General features: G+C 65.1%; 25 protein-coding genes and 1 tRNA gene. 6 read left to right on the top strand and 20 right to left on the bottom strand.

Annotated features, from left to right (window positions below; translation table 11 throughout):
- Positions 1-317: 317 nt before the first annotated feature.
- From HBA99_RS08890 to HBA99_RS08870, 5 genes are all read right to left on the bottom strand, one after another.
- On the bottom strand, positions 318-662 hold the full coding sequence (locus HBA99_RS08890; protein ID WP_070951223.1) for a type 2 periplasmic-binding domain-containing protein: 345 nt from the start codon (positions 660-662) through the stop codon (positions 318-320).
- Positions 569-820, bottom strand: coding sequence for a LysR substrate-binding domain-containing protein (locus HBA99_RS25100; RefSeq protein WP_420063452.1), 252 nt, complete (start codon positions 818-820; stop codon positions 569-571). The genes HBA99_RS08890 and HBA99_RS25100 overlap by 94 nt, the downstream gene beginning before the upstream one ends.
- A complete protein-coding gene (locus HBA99_RS25095; protein ID WP_165615224.1) occupies positions 792-1,043 on the bottom strand; it encodes a helix-turn-helix domain-containing protein in 252 nt (83 codons plus the stop codon). Before HBA99_RS25095 ends, HBA99_RS25100 begins: the two co-directional genes overlap by 29 nt.
- A gap of 8 nt (positions 1,044-1,051) precedes the next feature.
- Positions 1,052-1,540, bottom strand: coding sequence for a hypothetical protein (locus HBA99_RS08875; RefSeq protein ID WP_070930511.1), 489 nt, complete (start codon positions 1,538-1,540; stop codon positions 1,052-1,054).
- Positions 1,541-1,705: 165 nt separating this feature from the next.
- On the bottom strand, positions 1,706-1,843 hold the full coding sequence (locus HBA99_RS08870) for a hypothetical protein (RefSeq protein WP_165615225.1): 138 nt from the start codon (positions 1,841-1,843) through the stop codon (positions 1,706-1,708).
- 620 nt (positions 1,844-2,463) lie between these two features.
- Between HBA99_RS08870 and HBA99_RS08865 the strand changes: the two genes are divergently transcribed.
- Positions 2,464-3,096 (top strand): PAS and ANTAR domain-containing protein, encoded by a 633-nt coding sequence (locus HBA99_RS08865; RefSeq protein ID WP_081347710.1) that lies wholly within the window; start codon positions 2,464-2,466, stop codon positions 3,094-3,096.
- Between the two features lie 159 nt (positions 3,097-3,255).
- On the opposite strand, the gene HBA99_RS08860 is transcribed toward HBA99_RS08865, so the two are convergent.
- Entirely contained in the window at positions 3,256-3,576 is a 321-nt protein-coding gene (locus HBA99_RS08860; RefSeq protein ID WP_081346935.1) for a MerR family transcriptional regulator, read from the bottom strand.
- A 135-nt stretch (positions 3,577-3,711) separates the two neighbouring features.
- Here HBA99_RS08860 and HBA99_RS08855 point away from each other — a divergent pair, with 135 nt between their 5' ends.
- Positions 3,712-4,200 (top strand): Hsp20/alpha crystallin family protein, encoded by a 489-nt coding sequence (locus HBA99_RS08855; RefSeq protein ID WP_070923926.1) that lies wholly within the window; start codon positions 3,712-3,714, stop codon positions 4,198-4,200.
- A 784-nt stretch (positions 4,201-4,984) separates the two neighbouring features.
- Here HBA99_RS08855 and HBA99_RS08845 read toward each other — a convergent pair.
- A tRNA-Asn gene (locus HBA99_RS08845) sits at positions 4,985-5,057 on the bottom strand.
- A gap of 225 nt (positions 5,058-5,282) precedes the next feature.
- Between HBA99_RS08845 and HBA99_RS08840 the strand changes: the two genes are divergently transcribed.
- Entirely contained in the window at positions 5,283-5,531 is a 249-nt protein-coding gene (locus tag HBA99_RS08840) for a hypothetical protein (RefSeq protein WP_030095233.1), read from the top strand.
- Positions 5,532-5,542: 11 nt separating this feature from the next.
- On the opposite strand, the gene dnaG is transcribed toward HBA99_RS08840, so the two are convergent.
- The gene (dnaG, locus tag HBA99_RS08835; RefSeq protein WP_070951225.1) at positions 5,543-7,447 is read right to left on the bottom strand and encodes a DNA primase; all 1,905 of its coding nucleotides are present in this window, start codon (positions 7,445-7,447) and stop codon (positions 5,543-5,545) included.
- Positions 7,448-7,472: 25 nt separating this feature from the next.
- The gene (locus HBA99_RS08830; RefSeq protein WP_070951226.1) at positions 7,473-8,762 is read right to left on the bottom strand and encodes a deoxyguanosinetriphosphate triphosphohydrolase; all 1,290 of its coding nucleotides are present in this window, start codon (positions 8,760-8,762) and stop codon (positions 7,473-7,475) included.
- A 60-nt stretch (positions 8,763-8,822) separates the two neighbouring features.
- Between HBA99_RS08830 and HBA99_RS08825 the strand changes: the two genes are divergently transcribed.
- The 3 genes from HBA99_RS08825 (at position 8,823) to HBA99_RS08815 (ending at position 12,678) form a co-directional block, all read left to right on the top strand.
- Positions 8,823-10,856, top strand: a complete 2,034-nt coding sequence (locus HBA99_RS08825) for a TPM domain-containing protein (RefSeq protein ID WP_070951227.1) — start codon at positions 8,823-8,825, stop codon at positions 10,854-10,856.
- A 68-nt stretch (positions 10,857-10,924) separates the two neighbouring features.
- Positions 10,925-11,605, top strand: a complete 681-nt coding sequence (locus HBA99_RS08820; RefSeq protein WP_070951228.1) for a GntR family transcriptional regulator — start codon at positions 10,925-10,927, stop codon at positions 11,603-11,605.
- 50 nt (positions 11,606-11,655) lie between these two features.
- A complete protein-coding gene (locus HBA99_RS08815) occupies positions 11,656-12,678 on the top strand; it encodes a 1-aminocyclopropane-1-carboxylate deaminase (RefSeq protein ID WP_070951229.1) in 1,023 nt (340 codons plus the stop codon).
- Here HBA99_RS08815 and HBA99_RS08810 read toward each other — a convergent pair.
- The 11 genes from HBA99_RS08810 to HBA99_RS08760 form a co-directional block, all read right to left on the bottom strand.
- Positions 12,675-14,069 carry an aspartate aminotransferase family protein gene (locus HBA99_RS08810; protein WP_046253259.1) on the bottom strand — a complete coding sequence of 465 codons (1,395 nt, stop codon included), beginning with the start codon at positions 14,067-14,069 and terminating at the stop codon, positions 12,675-12,677. The two genes, HBA99_RS08815 and HBA99_RS08810, sit on opposite strands and share 4 nt — an antisense overlap.
- A gap of 13 nt (positions 14,070-14,082) precedes the next feature.
- Positions 14,083-15,489, bottom strand: a complete 1,407-nt coding sequence (locus HBA99_RS08805) for a glycine--tRNA ligase (protein ID WP_046253258.1) — start codon at positions 15,487-15,489, stop codon at positions 14,083-14,085.
- A gap of 100 nt (positions 15,490-15,589) precedes the next feature.
- Positions 15,590-16,486, bottom strand: coding sequence for a metal-dependent hydrolase (locus HBA99_RS08800; RefSeq protein WP_109494306.1), 897 nt, complete (start codon positions 16,484-16,486; stop codon positions 15,590-15,592).
- Between the two features lie 3 nt (positions 16,487-16,489).
- A complete protein-coding gene (locus HBA99_RS08795; protein WP_064408424.1) occupies positions 16,490-17,689 on the bottom strand; it encodes an MlaD family protein in 1,200 nt (399 codons plus the stop codon).
- The gene (locus HBA99_RS08790) at positions 17,686-18,831 is read right to left on the bottom strand and encodes an MlaD family protein (protein WP_070951231.1); all 1,146 of its coding nucleotides are present in this window, start codon (positions 18,829-18,831) and stop codon (positions 17,686-17,688) included. Before HBA99_RS08790 ends, HBA99_RS08795 begins: the two co-directional genes overlap by 4 nt.
- Positions 18,831-19,940 (bottom strand): MCE family protein, encoded by a 1,110-nt coding sequence (locus tag HBA99_RS08785; RefSeq protein WP_070951232.1) that lies wholly within the window; start codon positions 19,938-19,940, stop codon positions 18,831-18,833. The genes HBA99_RS08790 and HBA99_RS08785 overlap by 1 nt, the downstream gene beginning before the upstream one ends.
- On the bottom strand, positions 19,937-20,953 hold the full coding sequence (locus HBA99_RS08780) for an MCE family protein (RefSeq protein WP_070951233.1): 1,017 nt from the start codon (positions 20,951-20,953) through the stop codon (positions 19,937-19,939). The genes HBA99_RS08785 and HBA99_RS08780 overlap by 4 nt, the downstream gene beginning before the upstream one ends.
- The gene (locus tag HBA99_RS08775) at positions 20,954-22,021 is read right to left on the bottom strand and encodes an MlaD family protein (RefSeq protein WP_070951234.1); all 1,068 of its coding nucleotides are present in this window, start codon (positions 22,019-22,021) and stop codon (positions 20,954-20,956) included.
- Positions 22,018-23,460 (bottom strand): MlaD family protein, encoded by a 1,443-nt coding sequence (locus HBA99_RS08770; RefSeq protein WP_109494310.1) that lies wholly within the window; start codon positions 23,458-23,460, stop codon positions 22,018-22,020. The genes HBA99_RS08775 and HBA99_RS08770 overlap by 4 nt, the downstream gene beginning before the upstream one ends.
- A 67-nt stretch (positions 23,461-23,527) precedes the next feature.
- Positions 23,528-24,322, bottom strand: coding sequence for an MlaE family ABC transporter permease (locus HBA99_RS08765; RefSeq protein ID WP_109494308.1), 795 nt, complete (start codon positions 24,320-24,322; stop codon positions 23,528-23,530).
- Between the two features lie 62 nt (positions 24,323-24,384).
- Positions 24,385-25,113, bottom strand: coding sequence for an MlaE family ABC transporter permease (locus HBA99_RS08760; RefSeq protein WP_412457871.1), 729 nt, complete (start codon positions 25,111-25,113; stop codon positions 24,385-24,387).
- Between the last annotated feature and the right edge of the window lie 21 nt (positions 25,114-25,134).

Below are 25,134 nucleotides of genomic sequence, written 5' to 3'. Positions count from 1 at the left end.
TTCCCCAGTACGCACCGGGCGGGTAGTACCCGTAGCCGTACCAGGCCGAGCTGGGCGCACCCTCACATTTGGAAGTGCTTCCGGCGGAGGCACATACGGTTGCGTGTGCGGTGCCCGCCCCGGGACTGGGCAAGATCATTGGCGCTAAAGCCAGAGCTCCGACAGCGAGTGTCGAGCAGAGAACTCGCGCCACATTACGTGGTCGCTTCATGGCTCCAGAATACGCCGCACCCGGGCGCTAGCTGACGGATTCTCGTCGCGCACTAGAGGCTGCCCCTACTTGCCCACTAGAAGCCAGCCATCTATTCGCCAGACCCTCAAGATGTTTCGGGTAGTTCGTGCACTGTCGGATCGTGTAGGAGTTTCAGAATGATATCGACGGCGGGATCATGTGATCCCGCACGGGTGAGAGCGAGTATCTGCGTCTGGATCGCGCGCGGGGTTTCTGGTGTATCTGAAGGTATTCTGTTGGCCACCAACGGCTTCAGCACGACCTCCGGCGGGGCGATGATGAAGCGCATCCGGGACGGCACAAATGCCGCGCATGATCCGGAAGCGACATGCGCAATCAGTCCGATCGTGGTGTTCGCGCTCGCGGTCTGCCGCGGGGTGAAACCAGCAGCTTCACACATGGATACGAGTTCGCTGACGAGGGCTTCCATGGCAGCGCGAATCCCTCGCCCGCAAGATCTCCGATGGCCACATACGGTTCCTGCGCCAGCCGGTGGTCGGCGGACAGCGCGACCACTATCGGCTCGGTCGTCACCATCGACGCTGTCAACCCCGTCAAATCACCAAGGGGGCCATACATTATCGCCACATCGACGTGCCCGGATTTCGTGCGTTCGATCAGTTCGTCGTATCGGTGGTCTTGCAGCCGACGTGAGCTCGACAGCGCGCGAGGTTCTGACCAACAACGTCAACCCTAGAGACTGCTCCAGCCTGCTGATCGCCTGACCCAGCGAAGGCTGGCTGATGTAGGGACGATCTGCCGCCCGCCCAAAATGCTTCTCCTGGGCAAGAACACAGAACTGCTGCAGCACCCGCGGGCTCAGGCCACTGCGGTGCCGGGGTCAACCGGTTTGTCGATGCCCACCGTGATCGACTTCGCACCGCAATGCAAAGTCAGCGACTGCATGATCGCTCCCGGAAGCACCTCGAAGGCAACGGTGTACGTCTCTTGGTCCCCGGCGAGAACGTCCTCCGGATTGCCCAGGAACTGCTCGATCTTCGGCAGTGGCACCACTACCCCCTGCGAGGTGGCCAGTGACTGGTCGGCGAGGGTGAATGCCGTCGACTTCTCAGTTCCGTTGTTCGTGACCAGAATTGAGAATGCCGCCCAGTATCCGGTCGGTCGCGGCAGGGACCCACGCGAGGTAAGCATCGGCACCATGTTGCCGAAGCGCACTACCTGCTGCACCTTGCAAGCCAGCGGGCCATCGCTGATCTCGGTATCCATCGGCGGGAGCGCTGGGGCACTCGAGCACGAGACGAGGGCACCGACCATCCAGAGGGCAAACACGCCGGCGGTGTTCCTCATAGCCCACCTCACGTTCGATCGATATACGACGCGGCCTGGTCACCGGATTCTCCAAGAAATTAGCCGATGACAAAAACATGCGCAGGTTGACCCCCGCCGTATCCGACGTCGTTCGTTGCACACGTACACGCACTCGCAACTCAGCCATATCTGCCTCGTCGGCGATCATCCGGGCAGCTTCCGCGGATTCCCACTGCGGATCAGGAGGTTGGCACCGGGCGGGTAGCCCGGCTCACGCGATATCGGCGGATCGTCGAGATTGCCTTTCCCGTTGTACTGCGCATCTCCCGTTGTACTGCGCATCGACCACAACGGGGCTAGGTTTGATGGAAGTTGGGTTCACAGCCACACGCAGGGTCATCAGCTCCCGGTGTAGAGCAGAACTCCCGACCTCACACTCCGCACAGGCGCTCCTGAAAGTTCGCGAATCGCACTATTGGAGCCAAAGACATTCCTATTCAATCTTTTTCACGTCCCCGACCACCGGCCGCCGAGATGCCCTACACATAGCTGAACGGCCCCCACCGAATTGCTTTCACGACGAATACGACTGAATCGCCACCTGGAAGGGCCCATGTGAATGTGCTTCCCACGCGGGTCATGACTGACCTCCTGCCCTGCCATCCGCCGACCGGATGATGAGAAGTACGAAGTACCCACTGGGGTGCTCGACCAAACGCCCCGCTGTGGGTGCGGCCCTGCGGGCCTGAAGCTCAGGGGGTCGAGGTGGTGAGCCGCGTCGTTTATGGGCTCGCTGCACCGGCGGTAAGGCGGATGTGGACCGACGGCGCCCGTGGCGAGTCGTGGTGTTGCGCTGGATCATTCCGCCTCCTACACACTGCGCTATTGCCCCGACAAGGCGCTTTGACCCGCATTAAGATCCGACCGTGACGCAAGATCTGTTCGGCCCAGAGCCGACGCCGATGGGGTGGTTCCGCTTCTATTTCGATGAGCAGCGATGGGAATGGTCGCCACAGGTAGCGCGGCTGCATGGTTACGACCAGTCCGACGTGGTGATCCCAACGACGGAGCTAGTGCTCTCGCATAAGCATCCAGAAGACCGCGCCAAGGTCGCCGACACGATAGACGCGATCACCCATACCCGAGGCGCCCTGAGCAGTCGGCACCGCATCGTGGACACCAGGGGCTCAGTGCATTGGGTCGTGGTCATCGGTGACCAGTTCTTCGACGAGGCCGGAGCGGTAGTCGGCACACACGGCTTCTACGTCGACGTGACCCCACCCGAGCACGTCCCCGAAGCTCCAGAGCACACCGAAGAACTGGTCAGCGAGCGAGTCGCTGAGATTGCCCACAATCGGGCCGGCATCGAGCAGGTCAAAGGCATGCTGATGCTGGTGTACAACATCGAGGAGGACGTCGCGTTCGGGCTTCTCACATGGTTATCGCAACAGCACAACATCAAGCTGCGCACGCTGGCAGAGCAACTCAGCACTGATTTACGTGGGGTCACAAGTTTTGACCAATCCGGCTTCGACCACGTCTTGCTCACAGCCCACGAGCGAGTCAACCGTGTGGGGATTGACCAGCCGCATTGAGGCGGCGAGACCGCAGCCACGCTGTTTTCTCAACGCGGGTTGCCCCGCATGAATCGCCTAGCGGGACCTCGCGGCAACCACGTTCTCGTCCTCGCCGTAACGAGACGTACCCGCCTACCGCGAGCTAAAAACCCTGAATTTCACGGCTAGTGTCGATCGCTACTGCGGAGCGGCGCCAGATCGTAGTGCGGTGTTGATGTCTTCGAGGTCCAGGATGCGTCCGATGCCTGCGATGTTGACTCCGGCCGTCACGAGAGTGACGATCCGTTCGATGCGTACCAGGTCATCGGCGCTGTAGCGGCGGGTGCCGCCCTCGGTGCGGGCCGGGGACAGCAGCCCGTGGCGTTCCCACAGCCGCAGCGATTGTGTTGGGGCGCCGGATAATTCCGCAGCGACCGTGATCCCATACACCCCGTGGTGGGGTGCGGGCACCTGAGCGGGGATCGCCGGGCCTTGCACCGGCAGGCCTTCATTGATCATCGTCACAACTTTTCTCGTTCGCTTACTTGCACTCGGCATCGTGGAGTGCTAAATAAATCTATATCAACTGGCATAGATAAACCAGTTGGTAGCGCACAGATGGCACAAGGGAAAGGACAGATGGAGGTGGCCACGATGCTGATGCGTACCGACCCATTTCGGGAGCTGGACCGTTTCACCCAGCAGGTGCTGGGAACCGCGGCACGTCCGGCGGCGATGCCGATGGATGCCTGGCGTGACGGGGATGAGTTCCACGTGGAGTTCGATCTCCCTGGTATTGCTGCCGATTCGCTGGATCTGGATATCGAGAACAATGTGGTGACAGTGCGCGCCGAACGCGCACCGCTGGATCCCGGCCGTGAGATGTTGGCCGCTGAGCGTGCACGTGGGGTGTTCTCACGCCAGTTGGTGCTGGGCAATAATCTGGACACCGGCCGGATCACCGCGGACTACCACGATGGAGTCTTGCGTCTAGTGATCCCGGTGGCTGAGAAAGCCAAGCCCCGCAAAATCGCCGTGGATCGCCCCGTGGCTTCCAAGGCGATCGATGACACCACAGTGATCACCGAGGAGGGCGACGCGGTGCGTGGCCCTAGCGCGGCCAAGGAGCCGGTCAACGCCTGATTGTGGGCCGCGCTCCAGCAGCTCGGCAAAGGACACACGCACCACCTCAGGGCACCTGGTGCCGGATTAGGTCCGTCTTGGCGCCAGGTGTCCTCGGGGAAACCGCCAGTGGGGACCTGAGGCCAGATTGATTCTCTGGCCACTTCCTGACCAAATTCCCAGGGCCGCAATGACATACGCATCGCGTATCCCAGCGGCCGCACGCCTGGATGGTCGGCCTTGTTGACAGCACAAAGGAGGTGAGCAATGACGCAGAGCACGACGATGGCGGCGCCGGCACCGCCGAGCCCGGCCGAGTCAGAGGTGCTGGCCACCCTGGACCTGGATTACGCCACAGGGCTGATGGCGCTGATCGCCGAAGTCGACGCCATATTCTGCGCCGCCGAAGCTCCCCCGTGCCAGCGGCCGGCGCCACCAGCGGTCGGGTGCGCCCTTCGCGGGCCCCGGCACGCTGGTCGGTCTCACCATCGCACTTCGCCGCGACGACACAGTGAACCAGTGCGGCGAGTCCACCCGACGCAGCGCAGCCCTCCGCCAACCAGATCCTCACGCCCACAACCCAATCCGATCACGATCAGGTGATAGCGAGGTGATGACACAGCTATTTACTACAGTGCCGGGCCAGCCCGCCCCGAAAAGACCACGCCACAGGGCATCGTCGTCTGCACCCACACGGGGGCGTGGGGCGGGCCGCCCGGCCCCACCCGATTCACATCGTGGCTCCACTCACAGGGGCAGAATCGCCGTCAGCTACACCACGAAATCGAAAATACCGCCTGACCTGCTCCCCCGCTTGGACTCGAACCAAGAACCGTCCGATTAACAGTCGGAAGCTCTGCCAATTGAGCTACAGGGGACTACCGGATCGCGTCGGTTTGTACCGCGAACCGAGGCATGACTTTAGCCTACGGGTAGGGGTGAAAGCCAAACCGTATGCCCGCCGCATCGCCCGATCACGAGCGACAAAGACGGTGAACATCGCGGTTGTCGCATAGAAGCGGGCAGATGTGACCTGCCTGACGCAGCCGTTCACAGCTGCGTCAGGCAGGATAGGGAGAACTTCGTTAGTTGGTGGAGGGTTCGTGATTCGGGTTTTGTTGGTGCTGGCCGCTGGCTACGTGCTGGGTGCGAAGGCTGGCCGTCGCCGATACGAGCAGATCGTCAATGGGTATCAGGCCGTCACCGGCAGCCCCGCGACCAAGAAGCTGATCGAGATCAGCCGACGGCGCCTGGCCAACTCGCTGTCCCCTGACCCCCACATGGTGGAACTCACGCCGATCGACGAGACAACCATGATCTTGGAGCCCGAGCCTCAGCTCGACAACAAGTAGGAGCGCTGCCCCTACACCGAGAGGTCGTCGCCGCTGACCTGCTCCAGCAGGCTGCGTCGATACGCCTCCAGCGCCACCAGGTCGCCGAATAGCGCGTGATACTCGTCGGCGTGCTCCACCGGTGACATCCGCTGCAGCTTCGACTTCACCTCGGCCACCTGCCGCCCGACCCACACCTCTTGCAGCTTGGCCAGCACCGACCCGATGTATCGCGGCAGCCGCTCATCGCTATCCACCTGGATGGCCTCGGCGGTCAACGCATTGATCAGCATCACCTGGTTCTGCGACGACGCGCTCTGTCGCACCCTGTCGATCCACTCCGCGCCGACGATCCCCGCCGCGGCGCCACCGGCCGCCTCGATCGCGGTGCGCACCGCCACATATCCGGGGTGGGTGAAGCTGTCGGCGGTCAGCGAGTCGAACACCGGACCGGCGAAGGCCGGGAACTGCAGCGCCGCCTTGAGCGCCTCGCGCTGCGGCCACAGCGTGGGGTCCTTGGGATCGGGCATGGCCACCTTGAGGGCCGCAGCAGGTTCAGAGCCGCGCACACGGCGCTCGGGTGACACCGATCCACCCTTGGCCGCCTTACCGGCCTCCTCACGCACCCGCGCGAGCACCTGGGCCACGTCGTCCCATCCCACCCAGCCGGCCAACTGCCGCGCGTATTCGTCACGCAGCGTCGGGTCTTTGATCCTGGCCACCATCGGCACACACCGGCGCAGCGCGTCCACGCGCCCCTCGGCGATCTCCAGATCCGACTCCGCCAACGCCGACCGAATCGCGAATGCGAACAGCGGGGTGCGACGCGCCACCAGATCCCGCAACGCCCCCTCCCCCGACTTGAGCCGCAGATCGCAGGGGTCCATGCCATCCGGCGCCACCGCCACGAACGACTGGCCGGCCAGGTTCTGCTCTCCCTCAAAGGCTTTCAGCGCGGCCGCCTGACCGGCGGCATCTCCGTCGAAAACGTAGATGAGCTCGCCGCGGAAGTACGAGTCGTCCATCATCAGGCGCCGCAGCATCGAGAGGTGCTCATCACCAAAGGCGGTACCGCAGGACGCCACCGCCGTGGTCACCCCGGCCAGGTGCATCGCCATCACGTCGGTGTAGCCCTCCACGACAACGGCCTGGTGCCCCTTGGCGATATCCCGCCTGGCCATATCGAGCCCGAACAGCACCGAAGACTTCTTGTACAGCATGGTTTCCGGGGTGTTGACGTACTTGCCGGGCATGGTGTCGTCGTCGAAGATCTTGCGCGCGCCGAAGCCGATCACCTCACCACTGCTGGCGCGGATCGGCCACAGCAGCCGCCGGTGGAACCGGTCGATCGGACCGCGGCGCCCCTCCTTGGACAGCCCCGCAGCTTCGAGCTCCTTGAATTCGAATCCCTTGCGCATCAAATGCTTTGTCAGGGTGTCCCACCCCGACGGGGCATATCCGCAGCCGTATTGTTTGGCCGCCGCGCCATCGAAATTGCGCTCGGTCAGGTACTGGCGCGCCGGTGCCGCCTCGGGTGAATCCAATGCGCTGGCATAGAACTCCTGCGCGGCCGCGTTGGCGGCGACGAGCCGCGCCCGGGTCCCCCGGTCACGCTGTGCGGCCGTGCCGCCACCCTCGTAGTTGATGGTGTAGCTGATGCGGTCGGCCAGCCGCTCGACGGCCTCCACGAAGCTGATGTGCTCGATCTTCTGGATGAAGGTGTAGGCATCGCCGCCCTCACCGCAGCCAAAGCAGTGGAACTGGCCGTGATTGGGCCGCACATGAAAGGACGGCGACTTCTCGTCATGGAAGGGGCATAGCCCCTTGAGCGAATCGGCACCCGCGCGCTTGAGCTGAACGTAGTCGCCGACGATGTCCTCGATCCGGGTGCGCTCACGGATCGCCGCGATATCGCGATCAGGGATGCGTCCGGCCACCGAGCCAGCTTAGCCAACCTCGCCGTCAGGCCCAGCTGGCTTGCACACCCTGACTATCGCGGTCTACCCGCTCGAGCCGGCTTTCGGTGTACGAGGCGATCTGATCAACCACCACCCGGGTGCGCGCCGCATCGTCGGCGGCGGCCTCGAACGCGGGCAGGAACACCGGATCCAGCGTGGCCGGAGCCCCCGCCGCCAGCCACTGCGCCACCCGATGAATGCGTTCACGCTGACGGGCCTGTACCGCGATATGCCGCGGATCGGACATGATGAATTGCAGCGCAAGCATTTTCAGCACCGCTACCTCGGCGGCAACCACCTCGGGCACGGTCAGCTCGGCCTCGAACCGCACCAGCGGCCCGTCGCCGGCCACCTTGCGGGTGGCCCCGATCGCGGCCGAGGCGAACCGGCCCACCAATTCGCTGGTCAAGCGCTTGAGACTGGTCGAGGCGGTCAAGGTGCCGTCATACGGACCGATCGCGGCGACCACCGGCAGCGTGGCCAGCCGTGCGGCGGCCTCCTCCAGTGCGCCCTGCTCCAACCCGCCGAACGACTTCACGCCCAACTCCGCGAGCACCTGGGCCTCGCCCCGCGAAGCCAGCACCCGCAGGTCGATACGCCCGGAGATGACGCCGTCCTCGACGTCGTGCACCGAATAGGCGACATCATCGGACCAGTCCATGATCTGCGCTTCCAGGCAGCGACGCCGCGGCGTCGCCCCGGCACGCACCCAGTCCAGCGCCGCGCCATCCTCGACGTAGGCGCCGAACTTTCCGCCGCCCGGCGGACGCAGCCACGGATACTTCGTCGCCGCATCCAGCGAGGCACGCGTGAGGTTCAACCCGGCGCTGTTGCCTTCGGCGTCAACGACTTTGGGCTCCAGCCGGGTGAGAATGCGCAGATTCTGGGCGTTGCCCTCGAACCCGCCACGGTCGACCGCCACCTCATCGAGCGCGCGTTCACCGTTATGCCCGTACGGCGGATGGCCGATGTCGTGCGCCAGCCCGGCCAGGTCCACCAGATCCGGGTCGGCCCCCAGGCCGGTGGCGATGCCGCGGCCGATCTGCGCCACCTCAACCGAGTGGGTCAGCCGGGTGCGCGGCGTGTCACCCTCACGCGGACCCACCACCTGCGTCTTATCGGCCAGGCGCCGGAACGCGGCGCTGTGCAGAACCCGCGCTCGGTCCCGCGCGAAGTCGGTCCGGTACTCCGAAGACGGGATGTCGACGATGGCCGCCGTCTTGGGTGTTTCGGTGACGACGCGTTCACGGTCGGAATCGGTATAGGCGTCCTTATAGGCATCCTGTGTACGCATCGTGGGCACCAGTCTGCCAGGACGGGTCCAAGCGCCGCGCGAGGCATTAGATTGGCGACCATGCGTCTGCTGCGTGCCCTCGGGAGCCTGCTGGGAGTCATGATCGCGATGCTCACGGTGTTTGCCCCCACCCTGCTGCTGGCACCGGTGGCCAGTGCCGACCCGCCCTTCCGGATACCCGCCTACGTCACCGACCGGGCCGGGGCGCTCAAGAACCCGACGAAGGTACGCAACGCGATCGATCAGCTCTACGACGCACAGCACGTGCGGCTCTGGGTGGTGTACGTCAAGGATTTCGACGGCGCCGACCCGGTGACATGGGCCAACAAAACCCTCACGGCAAGCGGATTGGGAGATCGCGACGCATTGCTCGCCGTGGCAACCGAAGAGCGCAGTTACGCGTTCCAGGTCGCATCGGAGATCAAGAACGTCAGCGATTCCGAGATCGAGGAGCTGCGCACCAACACGATCGAACCGGCACTACGCGCCTCGAATTGGGATGGCGCCGCCATCAACACCGCCAAGGGCCTGGAGTCGGCCGCCGCATCGTCATCCTCCATACCCTGGAAGCCGATCCTGGCGGCGCTGGTCTTCGGAGCCGTCGTGGTCGGCGCCTTCATGCTGTACTCCTGGTTCCGCAGTCGATCCCGTCGGCGCGCAGAGGTCGAGGCCGCGAAGGGTATCGATCCGACCAACGCCGAAGCTCTTGCCGCGCAATCGGTCGACGCACTCGATGGCCTGTCGAAATCGATTGTGGTGAACGTCGACAACGCCGTGCGCACCAGCGAGGCCGAACTCACGCTCGCAGTCGAGGAGTTCGGTACCGAGCAGACCGCGCCCTTCCAGCAAGCCGTCGATACCGCGAAAAAAGCCCTTGCCCAGGCATTCTCCGTGCGCAAGCAGCTCGACGACTCCGTCCCGGAGACGCCCACGGAGCAGCGCCGCCTGCTGATCGACGTCATCACCGCCGCCGCACGTGCCGACCGCACCCTCGACGATCAGTCCAATGCCTTTGACGCGCTGCGGAACCTGGTGATCAACGCACCCACCAAGTTGGACACTCTGACCCAGCAGGTGGTGGCCACGACCGCTCGGATACCCGAATCGCAGCGCGTTCTCGAGCAACTGCGCACCCAGTTCGATGCCGCGGCCCTGGCGTCGATCGTCGACAACATCACCGAGGCCACCGAGCGCACCACGTTCGCCGACTCCCGGATCACCCACGGCCGGGAACTCGCTGCCCGCCCCCTGGAGGGCCAGCAGATGAATCTCGTCGACGCCGTGCGTGGGGCCGAATCGGCGCTGAACCAGGCCGCCGCACTCTTGGACGCGGTGGACAACGCCGCCAACAACATCCGGCGCGCCATCGACGCACTGCCCGCGGCGATCGCGGACACGAAGTCGGGTATCGCCCAGGCCGAGGAACTTCAGCGGCAGGGATCGGTGCCCCGTGCCGACGAGCTGACGAAGGCCCACGACAGGGCTGCCGCCGCCGTGGCCGACGCCGAGAGAGTCGGGCCCACCGATCCGCTGACCGCCTTCACCCACCTGGCCGCGGCCGATGCCGAACTCGACAAGCTGCTGGCCGCCGTGCGGGAAGAAAAGGACGCCGCCGAACGCCGCGCCCGCGCGCTCGATCAAGCGATCGCCACCGCCCGCCAGAAAGTGAATGGCGTCACCCAGTACATCGGATTGCACCGGGGAGCTGTCGGCTCCGCCGCGCGCGGATACATCACAGAAGCCGAACGCAGCATCGCGACGGCCGAGGCCGCACGCCAGTCAGATCCCTCGAACGCCATTCTGTGGGCCAATCGGGCCACAGAGCTGGCGACGCGTGCCGAAGGCAGCGCGATACAAGAGGTGCGGGCGGCCCAGTCCTATTACAGCAACGGGTACGGCAACTACCGCGGATACAGCGTGGCGGGTGATGTCGCCGGCAACGTCGCGGGTGCCGTGATCGGCGGCATCCTGCGCGGCATGCTCAGCGGCGGATCAAGCCACCACAGCTCCTGGTCCGGGTCGGGGTCATCGTCGTATGGCGGCTCGTCCCGATCCTCAGGATCGAGCTTCCGTGGCGGCGGCGGCCGCTTCTAGCAGGCCATTCCCACCCGAAATTCACACAACACTTGACGCCACGCCGTCACCGATGTGCAATATATTGCATGCCGGTACCACCTTCGGAAGGCGTGATGGCACGCTCGCTACTCCGCGACGATGCCTATAAGGCGCTGCGCACGGCCATCGTGGACGGGACCCTGGCCCCCGGCGAGCGGCTGCGCGATGACGAGCTGAGCCGCTGGCTGGGCGTGAGCCGAACCCCGATTCGTGAGGCACTCTCCCGTCTGGAACACGCCGGTCTGGTCCAGACCCAACCGGGACGGCACACCATCGTCAGCCCCATCGACATCCGGGAGGCGCGCGCAGCGCAGTCCGTTGCCGCGGCGATGCACGAGCTCGCCGTGCGTGAGGCGATCGCCAACATCTCCGATGGCGACCTGGCCGCGATGCGGCACGCCAACACACGATTTGCCGCCGCCCTCGATGCGCACGATCCCGACGCCGCGCTGGCCGCCGACGACGAATTCCATGCCGTCGCAGTCGAAGCCAGCGCCAACCCGTACATCGCTGCCGTGCTGGAGCAGGTGACCCCCGTGCTGCGCCGCCTGGAACGCATCAGATTCGCCGGCCGCGACGGACGTCATTCCGTGGCCCTGCACGAGCAGATCATCGCGCGCTGCGAAGCCGGCGACAGCGAGGGCGCCGGACGTGCGGCCCGCGACAACTGGCACACCCTCATCCCGGCACCGGAGGCCGCCGAATCCGAGGAACGCGGCGCGAGCTGAACACCGCTCCCCCACAACGTCATTCTCAGCAGCCGAGTCAGGAGAACGCCTTGTCAATCCATGATTTCCCCCGTTACCCACTGACCTTCGGCCCCAGCCCGATCCATCCCCTGCAGCGCCTCAGCCGCCACCTCGGTGGCGCCAATATCTGGGCAAAACGCGAAGATTGCAACTCAGGACTCGCCTTCGGCGGCAACAAGATACGCAAACTCGAATACATCGTCCCCGACGTGCTGGCCAGCGGCGCCGATACCCTGGTGTCGATCGGCGGCTACCAGTCCAACCACACCCGTCAGGTGGCCGCCGTCGCGGCCGTGCTGGGGATGCGCTGTCACCTGGTTCAGGAACGCTGGGTGGACTGGGAGGACCCCGTCAACGACAAGGCGGGCAACATCCTGTTATCGCGGATCATGGGAGCCCAAACCCAGCTGGACCCTTCGGGATTCGATATCGGCATCCGCCAGTCCTGGGAGGACGCGCTCACCGCGATCGAGAACTCCGGCGCCAAGCCCTATCCCATCCCGGCCGGTGCATCGGAACACGAGTACGGCGGCCTCGGCTTCGCCAACTGGGCGTATGAGGTGGCCACACAAGAGGATCAGCTGGGAGTTTTCTTCGACACCATCGTCGTGTGCACGGTCACCGGGTCCACCCATGCGGGCATGATCGCGGGGTTCGCCGCACTCGCCGATGCCGGCGGACGGCCACGGCGAATACTGGGTATCGACGCATCGGCCACCCTTCCGAAGACCACCGACCAGGTCACCCGCATCGCCCGGCACACCGCCCAGCAGATCGGCCTCGAACGCGACCTGCGCCCCGACGAGATCACCGTCCTGGAGGGATGGGCGGGCGAGAAGTACGGCGTGCCCGTCGATTCCACCGTCGAAGCGATCAAACTCTGCGGGCGCCTCGAAGCGATGATCACCGACCCCGTGTACGAGGGCAAGTCGATGGCAGGCCTGATCGACCTCGTCAGCGCCGGGACGATCGAGCGGGGCTCGAACGTCCTATATGCCCACCTCGGCGGCCAGCCCGCGCTGAACGCCTACAGCAGCGTGTTTCCCGGCTAGCTCGCGTACCCGTCGGCGACGTTCAGCGCCTCGTCGATGATCGAGAGCCCGCGCCGCAGATCCTCCTCGCTGATGATCAGCGGAGGCGCCACATGCGTGCGGTTGAAATGCGTGAACGGCCACAGGCCACTCTTCTTGCACGCCGCCGCGAAGGCATTCATCGGCGCCGCGGCCTCACCACTGGCATTGAACGGAACCAGCGGCTCACGAGTCTGCTTGTCGCGCACCAGTTCCACGGCCCAGAACAAGCCGCGGCCACGGATCTCGCCGACGCTCGGATGCGTCTGCACCCAACGCTCCAGTTCCGGACGCACCACGCGCTCACCGAGATCGCGCACCCGTTCCAGGATCTTGTCGTCCTCGAACACCTTGATGGTCTCGACACCGACCGCGCAGGCCAGCGGGTGACCGGAGTAGGTCAGTCCACCCGGGTACGGACGGTGATCGAAGCTGGTGGCGATGGCATCGGAGATCACCACACCGCCCAGCGGGACATAACCGGAGTTGATGCCCTTGGCGAAGGTGATGAGGTCCGGCGTGACGTCAAAGGCGTTGATGGCGAACCATTCACCGAATCGCCCGAAGCCGACCATCACCTCGTCGGCGATGAACACCAAGCCGTACCGGTCGCAGATCTCCCGCACCCCGGCCAGGTAACCGGGCGGCGGCACCAGCACACCGTTGGTGCCGACCACCGACTCCAGGATGATCGCGGCGATGGTGGGCGGGCCCTCCAGGTTGATCACCTGCTCCAGATGCTCCAGCGCCCTTTGGGTTTCCTCCTCCGGCGAGGTGGCATGGAACACCGAACGGTAGGCGTACGGCCCGAAGAAACGAACCACCGAGTTGTCGCCCGGGTCGTTGGCCCAGCGGCGCGGCTCACCCGTCAGCGACATCGAGGTGGTGGTGCCACCGTGGTAGCTGCGGTATGCGGAAAGCACCTTGCGGCGACCGGTGTGGTGGCGCGCCATACGGACCGCGTGCTCCACGGCCTCGGTGCCACCGTTGGTGAAGAACACCTTGTTCAGGGTTCCGGGTGCACGCTCGGCCACCAGGCGGGCGAGCTCACCGCGCACATCGTTGGCGAAGGCGGGCGCAATGGTGGCCAACCGGCCGGCCTGACGCCCGATGGCCTCCACCAGACGCGGATGCTGGTGTCCCAGATTGAGGTTCACCAGCTGCGAGGCGAAGTCCAGGTACTCCTTGCCGGTGTAATCCCAGAAGGTCGCGCCCGCACCACCGGCGATCGGCAGCGGGTCGATGGCCGCCTGCGCGGACCACGAGTGGAAAACGTGCCCACGGTCGTCGGCGCGAACCTGCGCCTCGGCCGCCGGAGCCTCGATCGGCGCGCTGGCGGGATCGATTCCGATGTGATTCTGGACGTCAGTCATTTCTGCTCCTCGGCTAGCAGCCCTTGAGAGATTTGGCGAGATGATCGGCCACGCCGCCGATCGGAATACGCTGCTGGGTCATCTCATCGCGGTCGCGAACGGTGACGGAGTCGTCTTCGAGCGAGTCGAAATCGACTGTGACGCAGAACGGGGTGCCGATCTCGTCCTGTCGACGATACCTGCGTCCGATGGCACCGGCGTCATCGAAGTCGACATTCCAGCTCTGCCGCAGCTCGGCGGCCAGCGCCTTGGCGCGCGGGCTCAGGTCGGCATTGCGTGACAGCGGCAGCACCGCGACCTTGACCGGAGCCAGACGCGGATCCAGGCGCAGCACGGTGCGGGTGTCCACGCCGCCCTTGGCGTTGGGGGCCTCGTCCTCGTGATACGCATCGACCAGGAAAGCCATGAACGAACGGGTAAGGCCGGCCGCGGGCTCGATCACGTACGGGGTGTAACGGCGATCCTCGGCCTGGTCGTAGTACGACAGGTCTTCACCGGAATGCTTTGCGTGCGTCGACAAGTCGAAGTCGGTGCGGTTGGCGACACCCTCCAGCTCACCCCACGGGTTGCCGCTGAAACCGAACTTGTACTCGATGTCGACGGTACCGTCGGAGTAGTGCGACAGCTTCTCCTTGGGGTGGTCGTACAGCCGCAGGTTCTCCGGGTCGATACCCAGGTCCACGTACCACTGCAGCCGGGTGTCGATCCAGTACTTGTGCCACTCGGGGGCGGTCGACGGCTCGACGAAGAACTCCATCTCCATCTGCTCGAACTCGCGGGTGCGGAAGATGAAGTTGCCCGGGGTGATCTCGTTGCGGAAGCTCTTGCCGATCTGGCCGATGCCGAACGGCGGCTTCTGTCGCGACGTCGTCACGACGTTCTTGAAGTTGATGAAGATGCCCTGCGCGGTCTCCGGGCGCAGGTAGTGCAGGCCCTCTTCGGTCTCGATGGGGCCGAGGTAGGTCTTGAGCATCATGTTGAAGTCGCGGGGCTCGGTCCACTGCCCCTTGGTGCCGCAGTCGGGGCAGACGATGTCGGTCATCGGGACCGACTCGGGGTCGTCGATTCCCTTCTTCTCAGCGTAAGCCTCCTGCAGGTGATCCTGACGGTGCCGCTTGTGACAGTTCAGACACTCGACCAGCGGATCGTTGAAGACCTCGACGTGGCCGGAGGCCACCCAGACCTGCCGGGGCAGGATCACCGAGGAGTCCAGGCCGACGACGTCGTCGCGGCTGGTGACGACGGAGCGCCACCACTGCTTCTTGATGTTTTCCTTGAGCTCGACACCGAGCGGGCCGTAATCCCACGCCGACTTGGTACCGCCGTAAATCTCGCCGCAGGGGTACACGAGTCCCCGGCGCTTGGCGAGGTTGACGACGGCTTCGATCTTCTTACCGGCGGCGTTCGGCTTGGCGGCCACGATCTGCTCAGGCTCCTCTTGAGGTCCACAGGACTGCAGTAATTGTCCTGAACAGCCTAAGGGCCGGGCCAAGCGCGTTTTACCTCGGTGGCCGCAGCAGCTACTTCAGATGGTCCAGCAGGATGCCCTGGGGACCGAAGTACTCCTCGCGCCACTTCTCGAGCAGTGGGCCGTGATCGATGTCGTCGGGATGGAATCCGGGCCACAGGTAGCTGCGGATCTTGGCCCAGAGTCCGGCGAACAGCGGCGTGCGGGGCAGCCTGAGAACGCTGCGCAGGGTGCGCACCGGGTGACGCCAGGCCCACGGATCGGTGACGATCGAGGCCAGCAGGATCACCGTCCTGCTCAGGAAAAGTCCCAGCGTGACGGCCATGGCCGCGATCCTCATCCGCTCGGAACCCCCGACGTGGCGGTACACATCGAAGGCAACGGACTTGTGTTCCATCTCCTCGATGGCATGCCAATTGAGCATCGCCCGCACCTCGGGATCGGTCAGCTGCTGCTGTATCCACGCCACGCTGAGCACCTGCTCCCCGAGGATGGCCGTGAGGTGTTCGACCGCGGCCGTCACCGCGAGCGCGGATCGTGCCACCGGATCCGGCAGCCGGTCCCTGTGCTGCTTCATGCGCTTGACCAGCCGCGTGCCCATCCGGTCCATGAAGCCCGTCGCCCAGTAACCGCGACGCACCAGCTGCGTGTTGAGCTCACGGTGCTGAATGCCGTGCGTCATCTCCTGTCCGATGAATCCGGCGACCTGTTTCCTGAGCACGGGATCACCGATCTGACCGTCATAGCGGCGCACGGACTGGATGAAGAACTCCTCACCCGAGGGAAAGAAGCCGGACAGCAAGGCCACCAGATGGCTCATCGCGATATCGCCCGCAACGAAGTGGCGCCGCGACGGAGAAGCCCCGTCGAACGTGAACGCGATCCGGCGGGTGTGCACAGCGCGTCCGGCGGCCGATGACGGACGCGGTTGCGGATTGTTCGCCGGCATCATTTACCTCGGTGGCTCGATGGGCAGCGCCGGTCCGCCGTACGGCGTCGGGATCGTGTACCGGCCGGGCGGTGTCGGGTCGGATCGCGCACCCAGGTCGGCGCCAGGCGGCGGCCCGGCCGTGTCATCCCCTGCGGGACGCGGGGCGTTCTTGGCGCCCCGGACCAAGACGGCGGGATCGTCGTCGCGGCAGTACGTGTACAAGAAGGGCTCCGGATAGTCCGCCGAGGACGGTGGATGGCGAGGAGTGCCGTAGTCACAGGCGTATCGCGGATACAGGTCAGCCGTCACCCATAGGCCGTGCTCGTGCATGGTGCTGATGAACGCTTCCAGCGCCGAGCCGCGATAGGTGGGAAACAGGGCGTTCAACGCCGGTACCCGCACATACGACAGGTGCGCGTTGGTGGCCAGGTTGGCCAGCAGCTGGACCATGGTGTCGGAGTTGTCGGTGAACAGGTTGTCGGTGGCCGCAAGCACTCGCGGGGATTGATCGATGAGTTTCCGATAGCCACCGTCCATCGCGTTCATCCCTGCCAGGGTGCTGCGCAGATTGCGTGAGGTGACTGCGATTCCGTTGTTGACGTCCACCGCCGACGACAGCACCGTCCGGCTGTTCCTGATGGCGCTGACCGTCTCGGGGAGCACCGAATCCAGGGTGGACAGCAGGAACACCCCGCCGTCGACGATGTCGGTGAGCTTGCGGGGTCCCTGCGCGCTCAGGCTCAGTTCCGTCTTGATGCGCTCGATCTTGGCCGGATCCACTTGGGCGAGAACACCGTCTGCATGGGTCAGCAGCTGTGCCGGAGTGACCGGTATCGCGGTGCGGTCCCGGGCAATCACGTCCCCGCCGGACAGGAACGGGCCCTCATCGGATGCGGCGGAGAAATCGAGGTACTGCTCACCGGCCGGGGACAGCCCGGACACCCGCACCGCCGCCGACGCGGGAACACGAACGCCGCTGTCGACGCTCACTGTCGCGTTGACGCCGTCGCCGGTAAAGGTCAGTGATTCGACCGAGCCGATGCGCACTCCGTGCAGCGTCACGTCCTGGTTCGGCAGCAGGCCGCCGGACTCGGCGAGCTGGATGGTCAGCGGGTAACTCGATGTCAGCGGCCGGACGTGCAGCACGCCCACCAACAGATAGGTGACCGAAATAGCCAGGGTGGCAACGAGTGACAGTCCACTGACCCACGCGCGGCTCATCGTCCGGGTTCCTGTACGTCGGGTCCCGCTGGCTGAGGACCTTGCGCTTCGGGGCCCTGCCCGACGACGCGCTCCTGCAACCGCCACAGCGTGTACTTGAAGGTCCCCACGAGCTTGGCCCAGTCGTATCGCTTGGGGCCGTGCAATCCAGGATCTCCCCCGAAACCAGCATCCGGTATGGCGCCCAGCACCAGTCGGTCGATACCGGCACTACCGGAGATAGCCGATCCCGCAGTGATTTTGATGAACGGCGCATACAGCCGGTTCAGCGAGAGCAGGCTGGTCTGCGGATCGAGCACCACGTCATTCCAGGACCGGGAGATCGCGTTGGCATCGGCCACCACGCTGCGCCCACTGGCATCAGTGCCCGCGATCGACGGGAACTTGCCCAGCTCGCGTGCGGTATCACCCAGCAGCAGCACCAGATCGGAGATCTGACCGGCATTGTCTTGCAAGGTCGCGGTGGCCGGGCCCGCCGCGTGCAGCACCTCGGCAAGCTTCTCACTCTTGCCGTCGAGGACCTCGGCCAGGTGGGTTGTCTCGGTCAGTGCGTTGTCCAGCTGTCCGGACCGCGCATTCAGCTTGCCCAGCAGCTCATTGGACTTGCCGATCATCCGCCCGAATGCCTGACCGTCCTGGCCCGCCGCCCTGCCCATACCGTTGACGACGTTGGTGAGATTGTGCACCGCTCCACCGTTCACCAGAATCGCCGCCGAACTGAGCACCGATTCCACCGTTGCCGCCGCGCCCGTCTGGTCGATGGTGATGGTGTCCCCGTCGCCGAGTGTCGCCACGACGGGTTGTTCGGGCGGCGTGACGGCCACGAAGACATCACCCAGCGGCGTGGCCGTACGCAACTGCGCCGTGCTGCCTACCGGAAGGGTGACATCGTGCCGGATCCGCAACGTGGTCACCGCACGGAAATCCTTGGCCGCCATCGATTCCACCTCGCCGATATCCGCACCGGCGAGCTTTACCTTGGCACGCTCGGGCAGATTGAGCGCGTTCGCAAAGACTGCGGTCAGCCGGTATCCCCCGGCACTCAGGCCCGGGGCCGGCAGCGGCAGGTCGGCCAGTCCTGTAGAGGAACACCCGGCGCACAGGAGCACCACCGCCACCAAGACCGATAGCTTGCGCCCCATCACTTCTGCCCCATCGCCGCGAGCCCGTCAAGCATGTAGGTGAGTCCGAAGTCGGGGCCGTAGTCCTGCAACGTCCCTGTGCTGCAGCCCAGTTGACGCAGTCCCATCAGATTGCAGATCTCCTTGGCCATCTGCCCGTCGAAGACCATGCGGTCGGCCAGGAAGTGGGCGCGTATCGCGCCGTTGCGTTGATCGATGGCGTTGTAGAGATTGTCGGCCATCAGCGGCAGCACATCGAAGAACTCGGCGACCTCCCGCTGACGGTCATACACCGACTGAATACTTTTGTTGCCATTGGCAATACCGCGATGGATGGCATCCCGATTGGCCTGCAGAATGTTTCCGGTCTGCTCGATCACCTCGTTGAACTGCCTCCCGGTACTGCCCGAACCGAAGTTCTCCTGGGCCAGGACATCGCTGAGCTGGCGCACAGTGGAACCGAACTCGCGCAGGCTCGCGTCGTTGCGGGCGGCTGCATCCAGCAGGCTGCTGACATTCTTGACGATGGCGGTCATCTGCTCACGACTGTGCTCACCACCGTCGGCGCCAAGCCGCAGCGCCCGCGATAGCTCATCGAGCGCCGTCTTGATCCGATCACCGTTACCCGCGGCCACACCGTCGCCGGCGTTGAGCACCGCGGCGATGGGCCCGCCTCCGGCGCCGTCGCCGTGCAGAGACCCGGAAAGCTTGTCGAGCATGCCGAGTACCCGATCGAATTCGACAGGGGTCTTGGTGCGATTCAGTCCGATGGTGTCGTGGTCGTGCAGCACCGCCCCGCCGCGGTACGGCGGCGTCAGCTCGATTTGGCGGTCGGTCAGGATGGACGTCGAGAGGGTGACGGCCTGGGCGTCGGCAGGAATCTTCACCTGCCGGTCGACCGTGAACTGCACCTCTGCGTATCCGCCCCGGGCGGTGATCTTGGAGACCTGGCCCACCGGCATACCCAGCACGGCCACCACATTGCCGGGGTACAGACCCGCAGCACTATCGAATTGAGCTGTGAGCGTGATGGTTCCACTCTCCCCCGTAACGGACCATGCCGCCCCGGCCGTCGTCGCGACGAGGATGAGTCCCACACAGGTCAGGACAATCTTGCGCATCGTGGTCACTGGCAGTCCTTGAAGTACTGGATCATCCCGAATTGCTTGGCGCGCCCGCTGATCGCACACATCCACGAGTCGATGAGCGCGCCGCCCGGCGGATTGCCCTCGATGGAGTTGCCAAGTCCGGTGGCGTTGGCGATCTCGCGAATGGGAACCGGCGCGATCTGGAGCAGGTTGCGCAACAAGGCATCCTGCTCGGCAAGCTTGCCGCTGAGTTCCTCCAGGGTCTGGATGACACCGTCGAGTGCACGGTGATCGCCGACCACGATGGTGCGCAGCGACGCCACGATGCTCTGCAGCGAGCGCATCATCGCGTGGAAGGCGGCCGAGCGCGCCACGAATTCGCCCACCAGCTCCTGTCCCTGCCGGATGAAGGTGCCGATATCGGACTGCTGGCGGCGCAGCATGCCGGTGACCTTCTCGGTGCTGGCCAGCAGGGTGCCCAGCTGTTCGCGCCGCTGCGCGATGACCGCGGACAGGGCGCGCACGTTCTCCATGGCCTGTGGCACCACGTTGGGCAGCCCGTCCAGCTGAGTGCCCAGAACACCCAGCGAGGAGGCAATGCGATCGGCGTCCACCTGCTCGAAGGTTCGGGTGGAGTCGGCCAGCGCTGCCTGCAGATCATAGGGAACCTCGGTGTGCTGCAGGCCGATCCGCCGCCCCGCGAGTGGCCCCGCACCCGCGGGGCGCAGATCGACATAACGAGAACCGAACAAGGTCGTGATCTTGATGGCGGCCCGGGACTCGGCGCCGACCGGCACGTTGTCACGCACCCGGAAGGTGACCTCCACGCGATCACCCGACAACCGCACCCCGGTCACCGAACCCACCTGCACCCCCGCGACGGCGACGATGTTGCCCGGCCGCAGCGCGGCGGCCTGCAGGAACTCTCCGGTGAACTGCCGGTATCCGATTCCCAATTCCTTCACCAGCAGCAGAGCACCGATGAGCACGGCGACGACGGCCACGGCGATCACACCGAGCCAGGTCTTGTTGTAGGAGTCCAGCGGTCTCATCATTTACCCACCGTCGCCTGCGTTCCTGCACCGCGCCGTGTGCTTGGCCTTACCGCCCGGAGTGGCTGCGTCGACGATGATCGGGACCACGTCGTTGAGCCCCGGGAAGAATCCGTAGGCGTTCACATCACAGGCGTAGGCGTTCATGTAGGAACCCTCCCCGAACATCCGGGCCAGTCCCTTGAGGAACAGCGGGGTGTTGAGTCCCGTGTAGGCGAGCTGCGGTTCGATGTTCAGCATGTGCCGGGTGTAACCCGGTTCCCGCGTGAGCAATTCGTGTACGGAAGGATTCACGTCCTTGGCGATCCGGGACAGGTTCCTGACCACCTCGGTCATCTTCCCGACCGAGGACACCAATTCCGGACGGCGGCTATCGAACTGGCCGACCACCTGGCGGGTGGCGGCGATGGCATCCTCGAAGTCCTTGTTCTGAGCCGCGAGGCTGCCCACCACGCTGTCCAGACTGCCGATCACATGATCCAACGCGTCATCGCGGCCGGTGAATGTCTTCGTCAGCGTCGATGTCTGGTCCACCAGCGTCGCGAATGCCGCGGTATCGCCCTGCAGCGACCCGATCACCGCCTGGGTGAGGTTGTTCACCTGAGCGGGGTCCAGCACCGCGAAAAGTGGCTCGTATCCGTTGAGCAGGGTACCGATGTCGAAGGAGGGTTCGGTCCGCTCGACCGGGATGACACCACCGGGCGCCAGCAAGGCGCCGCTTCCTGAGTGTCCCTGAGCCAGTGCGAGATATCGCTGACCCACGATGTTCTGATACGTCACCGATGCGGTCGTGCTGTCGGGAAGCCGCTGATCGTCCTGGACGGCGAAACTCACCTTCGCGAGCGTCCCGTTGAGCTCGACACCCTCGACTCTGCCCACACGAACCCCCGCGATCCGGACGTCGTCACCCTCGCGCAGTCCGAAGACGTCGGTGAACATCGCCGTGTAGGGCACCGTGGAGCCCCTGACGTCCCGGCGCAGCGTGACGTACACGAGCCAGGTGAGCACCGTGGCCATCACCAGGAAGACAATCAAACCGACAAGAGGGGCGCGTGTTGCCGAATGTCTCATTGGGCGCCTTCCTCGTTGTGCGCGTGCTGGTTACGGGTCACGGTCGTGCCGCGAGCGATAGGCCCGAGGATCAGCTGATCTGCCGCTGTGGCCGGCTGCCCGAGAATTCGGCCTAGCTGACCCCGCTCTTGCGCACTGCCGACGGGTCCCACGTTTCCACCGAAGGATGCCGGTGCGACGGCGATGTCCCCCGGGTCGGCGCTGCCGGGTACCGGTGGCGCCGGGGTGAGCCACGACGGCACCGGCGGATTGGGGTCATGCAGGTTGGGATTGGGGTTGACCAGGGGCGGCCCAACGGCGACGAGATTGCCATTGTCACCGACCACAGTTCCCGGCGGCGGCGCCAAGCTGGCCGGCGGATGATAGTTCTGCGGCAGCAATACCTCGGGCAAGTCCGGGCGCACCGCGATCTGGGGAGCGGTGAAACAGCTGGGTCCCTTGAGTTCCCCGTAGCGCGGGCAGTCGGCGCGGGTATAGGAGTAGGAGGGAGTGAACGACAGGTTCACTCGGCCCCGGGCCGTAGCCAGTTCCGGGTCCCAGACTTCCTGGAAAAAGGTGTCCGAGAACTTGGTGATGCGCTGGGTGATCGGCACGAAATGCTCGGCGTTGTCGGCCAGCACCCCCAGCACAGGCGTCAGATCGGTGGTGATCTGGATGATCTGGTCGGTGTGGTTCTGCAGCGAATCCACCGTGGTGCCGGTGGTGTGCACCCCGGCGCCGATGAATGTACGCAACTGTTCGCGCTTCTCGGCGAGAGTCTGCATGGGTTTCACCGCCTGATGCAGGGCATCCACCAGATCCGGCGCGGTCGCAGACAACCCGTGGGCAGCCTGCACCAATGCCGATACCGTCGAAGGCCCCTGGTCGGTCGCGACAATAGCGTTGAGCTGATCCAGTATGCGGTCGAGTTGCGCTGCACTGGTGAGTAGTTCGGCTCGGCGGTGATCTGTGGCCGCGCCAACCGCGGCCAGAACGCCCAGGGATTGATCTTCGCGGCCGCGACCTCCGGCGGTCAGGATCTCGCGCAGCTTGTTGACGGTGGTCTGAAACAGCACGGTCGGTAGGCGGGTGTCCTCGGCGATATGCCCGCCCTCACGGATGGGTGCGCCGGGTCCGTGGTCGACGAGTTGCAGGGCGGAGACCGCGAAGACATTGCTCGGGACCACACGGGCGGTGACGGTCCCGGGGATGGACGTGGCATACCCATGTTTGAGCCGCACGTGTATCCGGTTGGGTTGGGCACCGGCTGCCGGGGTGACGCTCTCCACGGCACCGACGAGCACGCCCCGATACTTCACATCGGAGCGCGGCGGCAGCCCGTCGCCGACGTTGCGGAGCTCGGCGACGATGTCGATGTACCGGTCCAGCACACCCGTCGACTTGATCAACAACGCCGATGTGATGGCGGCAACCGCGACCAACGCGGCACCTCCGCGCATCAGCAGCTGGCGACGGGTGAAGCGCACACCGTCCAGGTCGTAATGAATGCCAAGCTGATTCGTCACCTCATCCTCCGAACCTTGCGCCGGAGTCGACACTCCACAGCGCCATGGTGAGCAACATGTTGACGACGATCACTGCGGTGATGCTGGCGCGCATCGCGTGTCCCGCGGCGATGCCCACCCCTTCCGGCCCGCCGTCTGCGCAGAATCCGTAGTAGCACTGCACCGCCGAGGCTATCCAGACGAAGACGATGGCCTTGAAGACCGAGTAGGCGATATCCGTGCCGCTGGACAGCAGCGTGAAGTAGTGCAGGTACGGGCCCAGCGAGCCGCCGCTGACAATGCCCACCATCACCTGGCAGGACAGATAACTGATCGTCAGGCACGCCACATACAGCGGGATGATGGCGACCACGGAGGCCAATAGGCGGGTCGTCACCAGATACGGAATCGGTCGGATGGCAAGGGAATCCATGGCGTCGACTTCTTCGGCGATGCGCATGGACCCAAGCTGGGTGGTGAAGCGGCAGCCCGCCTGCACGGCGAAGGCCAACGCGGCCATGATCGGAGCCAGCTCACGGGTGGTCACCAACGAAGAGATGACACCCGTGGCAGGCCCCAGGCCCATCAGTTCCAGGAAGTTGTAACCCTCGATCGCCACCAGGGCACCGGTGGTGACACCCAGTACCAACACCACACCGGCAGTCCCGCCGCCGACAACGATCGACCCGTTGCCCCAGGTGATATCGGAAAGCAGGCGCAGGAACTCCCGCCGGTACCGGCGCAGCGCGATCGGGATCGCCAGGAAGGCGTGCAGGAAGAAGGTCACCATGTGGCCGAATCGCGCCAGCGGCCTCATCGCGGCATCGGCGTGGAAGGCCCGCGGAGGCAACGCCACCCGAGGCTCCGTCAGGGTCGCCGTCACAGCACCCCCCGTGGGAACAACATGGTGTAGACCTGGCTGACCACAACGTTGACGATCATCAGGAGCAGCACAGATTCCACCACTGCCGCGTTGACCGAGTTGGCCACCCCGGTCGGCCCGCCGTGTGCGGCCAGCCCCTTCTGGCAGGCGATCACCGCCACGATGGCGCCGTACACCGCGGCCTTCAACAGCGCCAATAGCAGATCTCCCGTGGACGCGAACGATGCGAAGGTCGCGACGAAACTCCCTGGGGCACCGCCCTGTACGTAGACGTTGAACAAGTAGCTGGCCAGGAACCCGACAAAGCAGACCACACCGGTCAGGGCAATACCGACAACGATCGCCGCCGCGAAGCGCGGCACCACAAGGCGCCGCACCACCGATACCCCCATGACCTCCATGGCCGCGGTCTCCTCGCGCATGGTCCGGCACCCGAGATCGGCAGTCATCGCCGAACCCACCGCCGAGGCCAGCAGCATCGCCGCTACCAACGAGGCGGCCTGCCGCACCACAGCCAACCCACTGGCCGCGCCCGCCAGCGAGGTTGCGCCGACCTGGCCAGCCAGCAGTGCGAATTGGATCGAGAGTGTTACCCCGATGGGCAGTGCCACCAGCACCGTCGGCATCACCGCCGTGCCCGCCATGAAGGATGCCTGCCGCACGAACTCTGCCCACTGAAAGCGGCCCGTCACCACATCGACCGCGAAATACCGCAGCGTGTGCATGCCAAGAACGAACTGCTCACC

The sequence above is a fragment of the Mycobacteroides chelonae genome (assembly GCF_016767715.1).
In the GTDB taxonomy this organism is placed as follows: domain Bacteria; phylum Actinomycetota; class Actinomycetes; order Mycobacteriales; family Mycobacteriaceae; genus Mycobacterium; species Mycobacterium gwanakae.
This window is presented reverse-complemented; position numbering and strand designations above follow the sequence as displayed.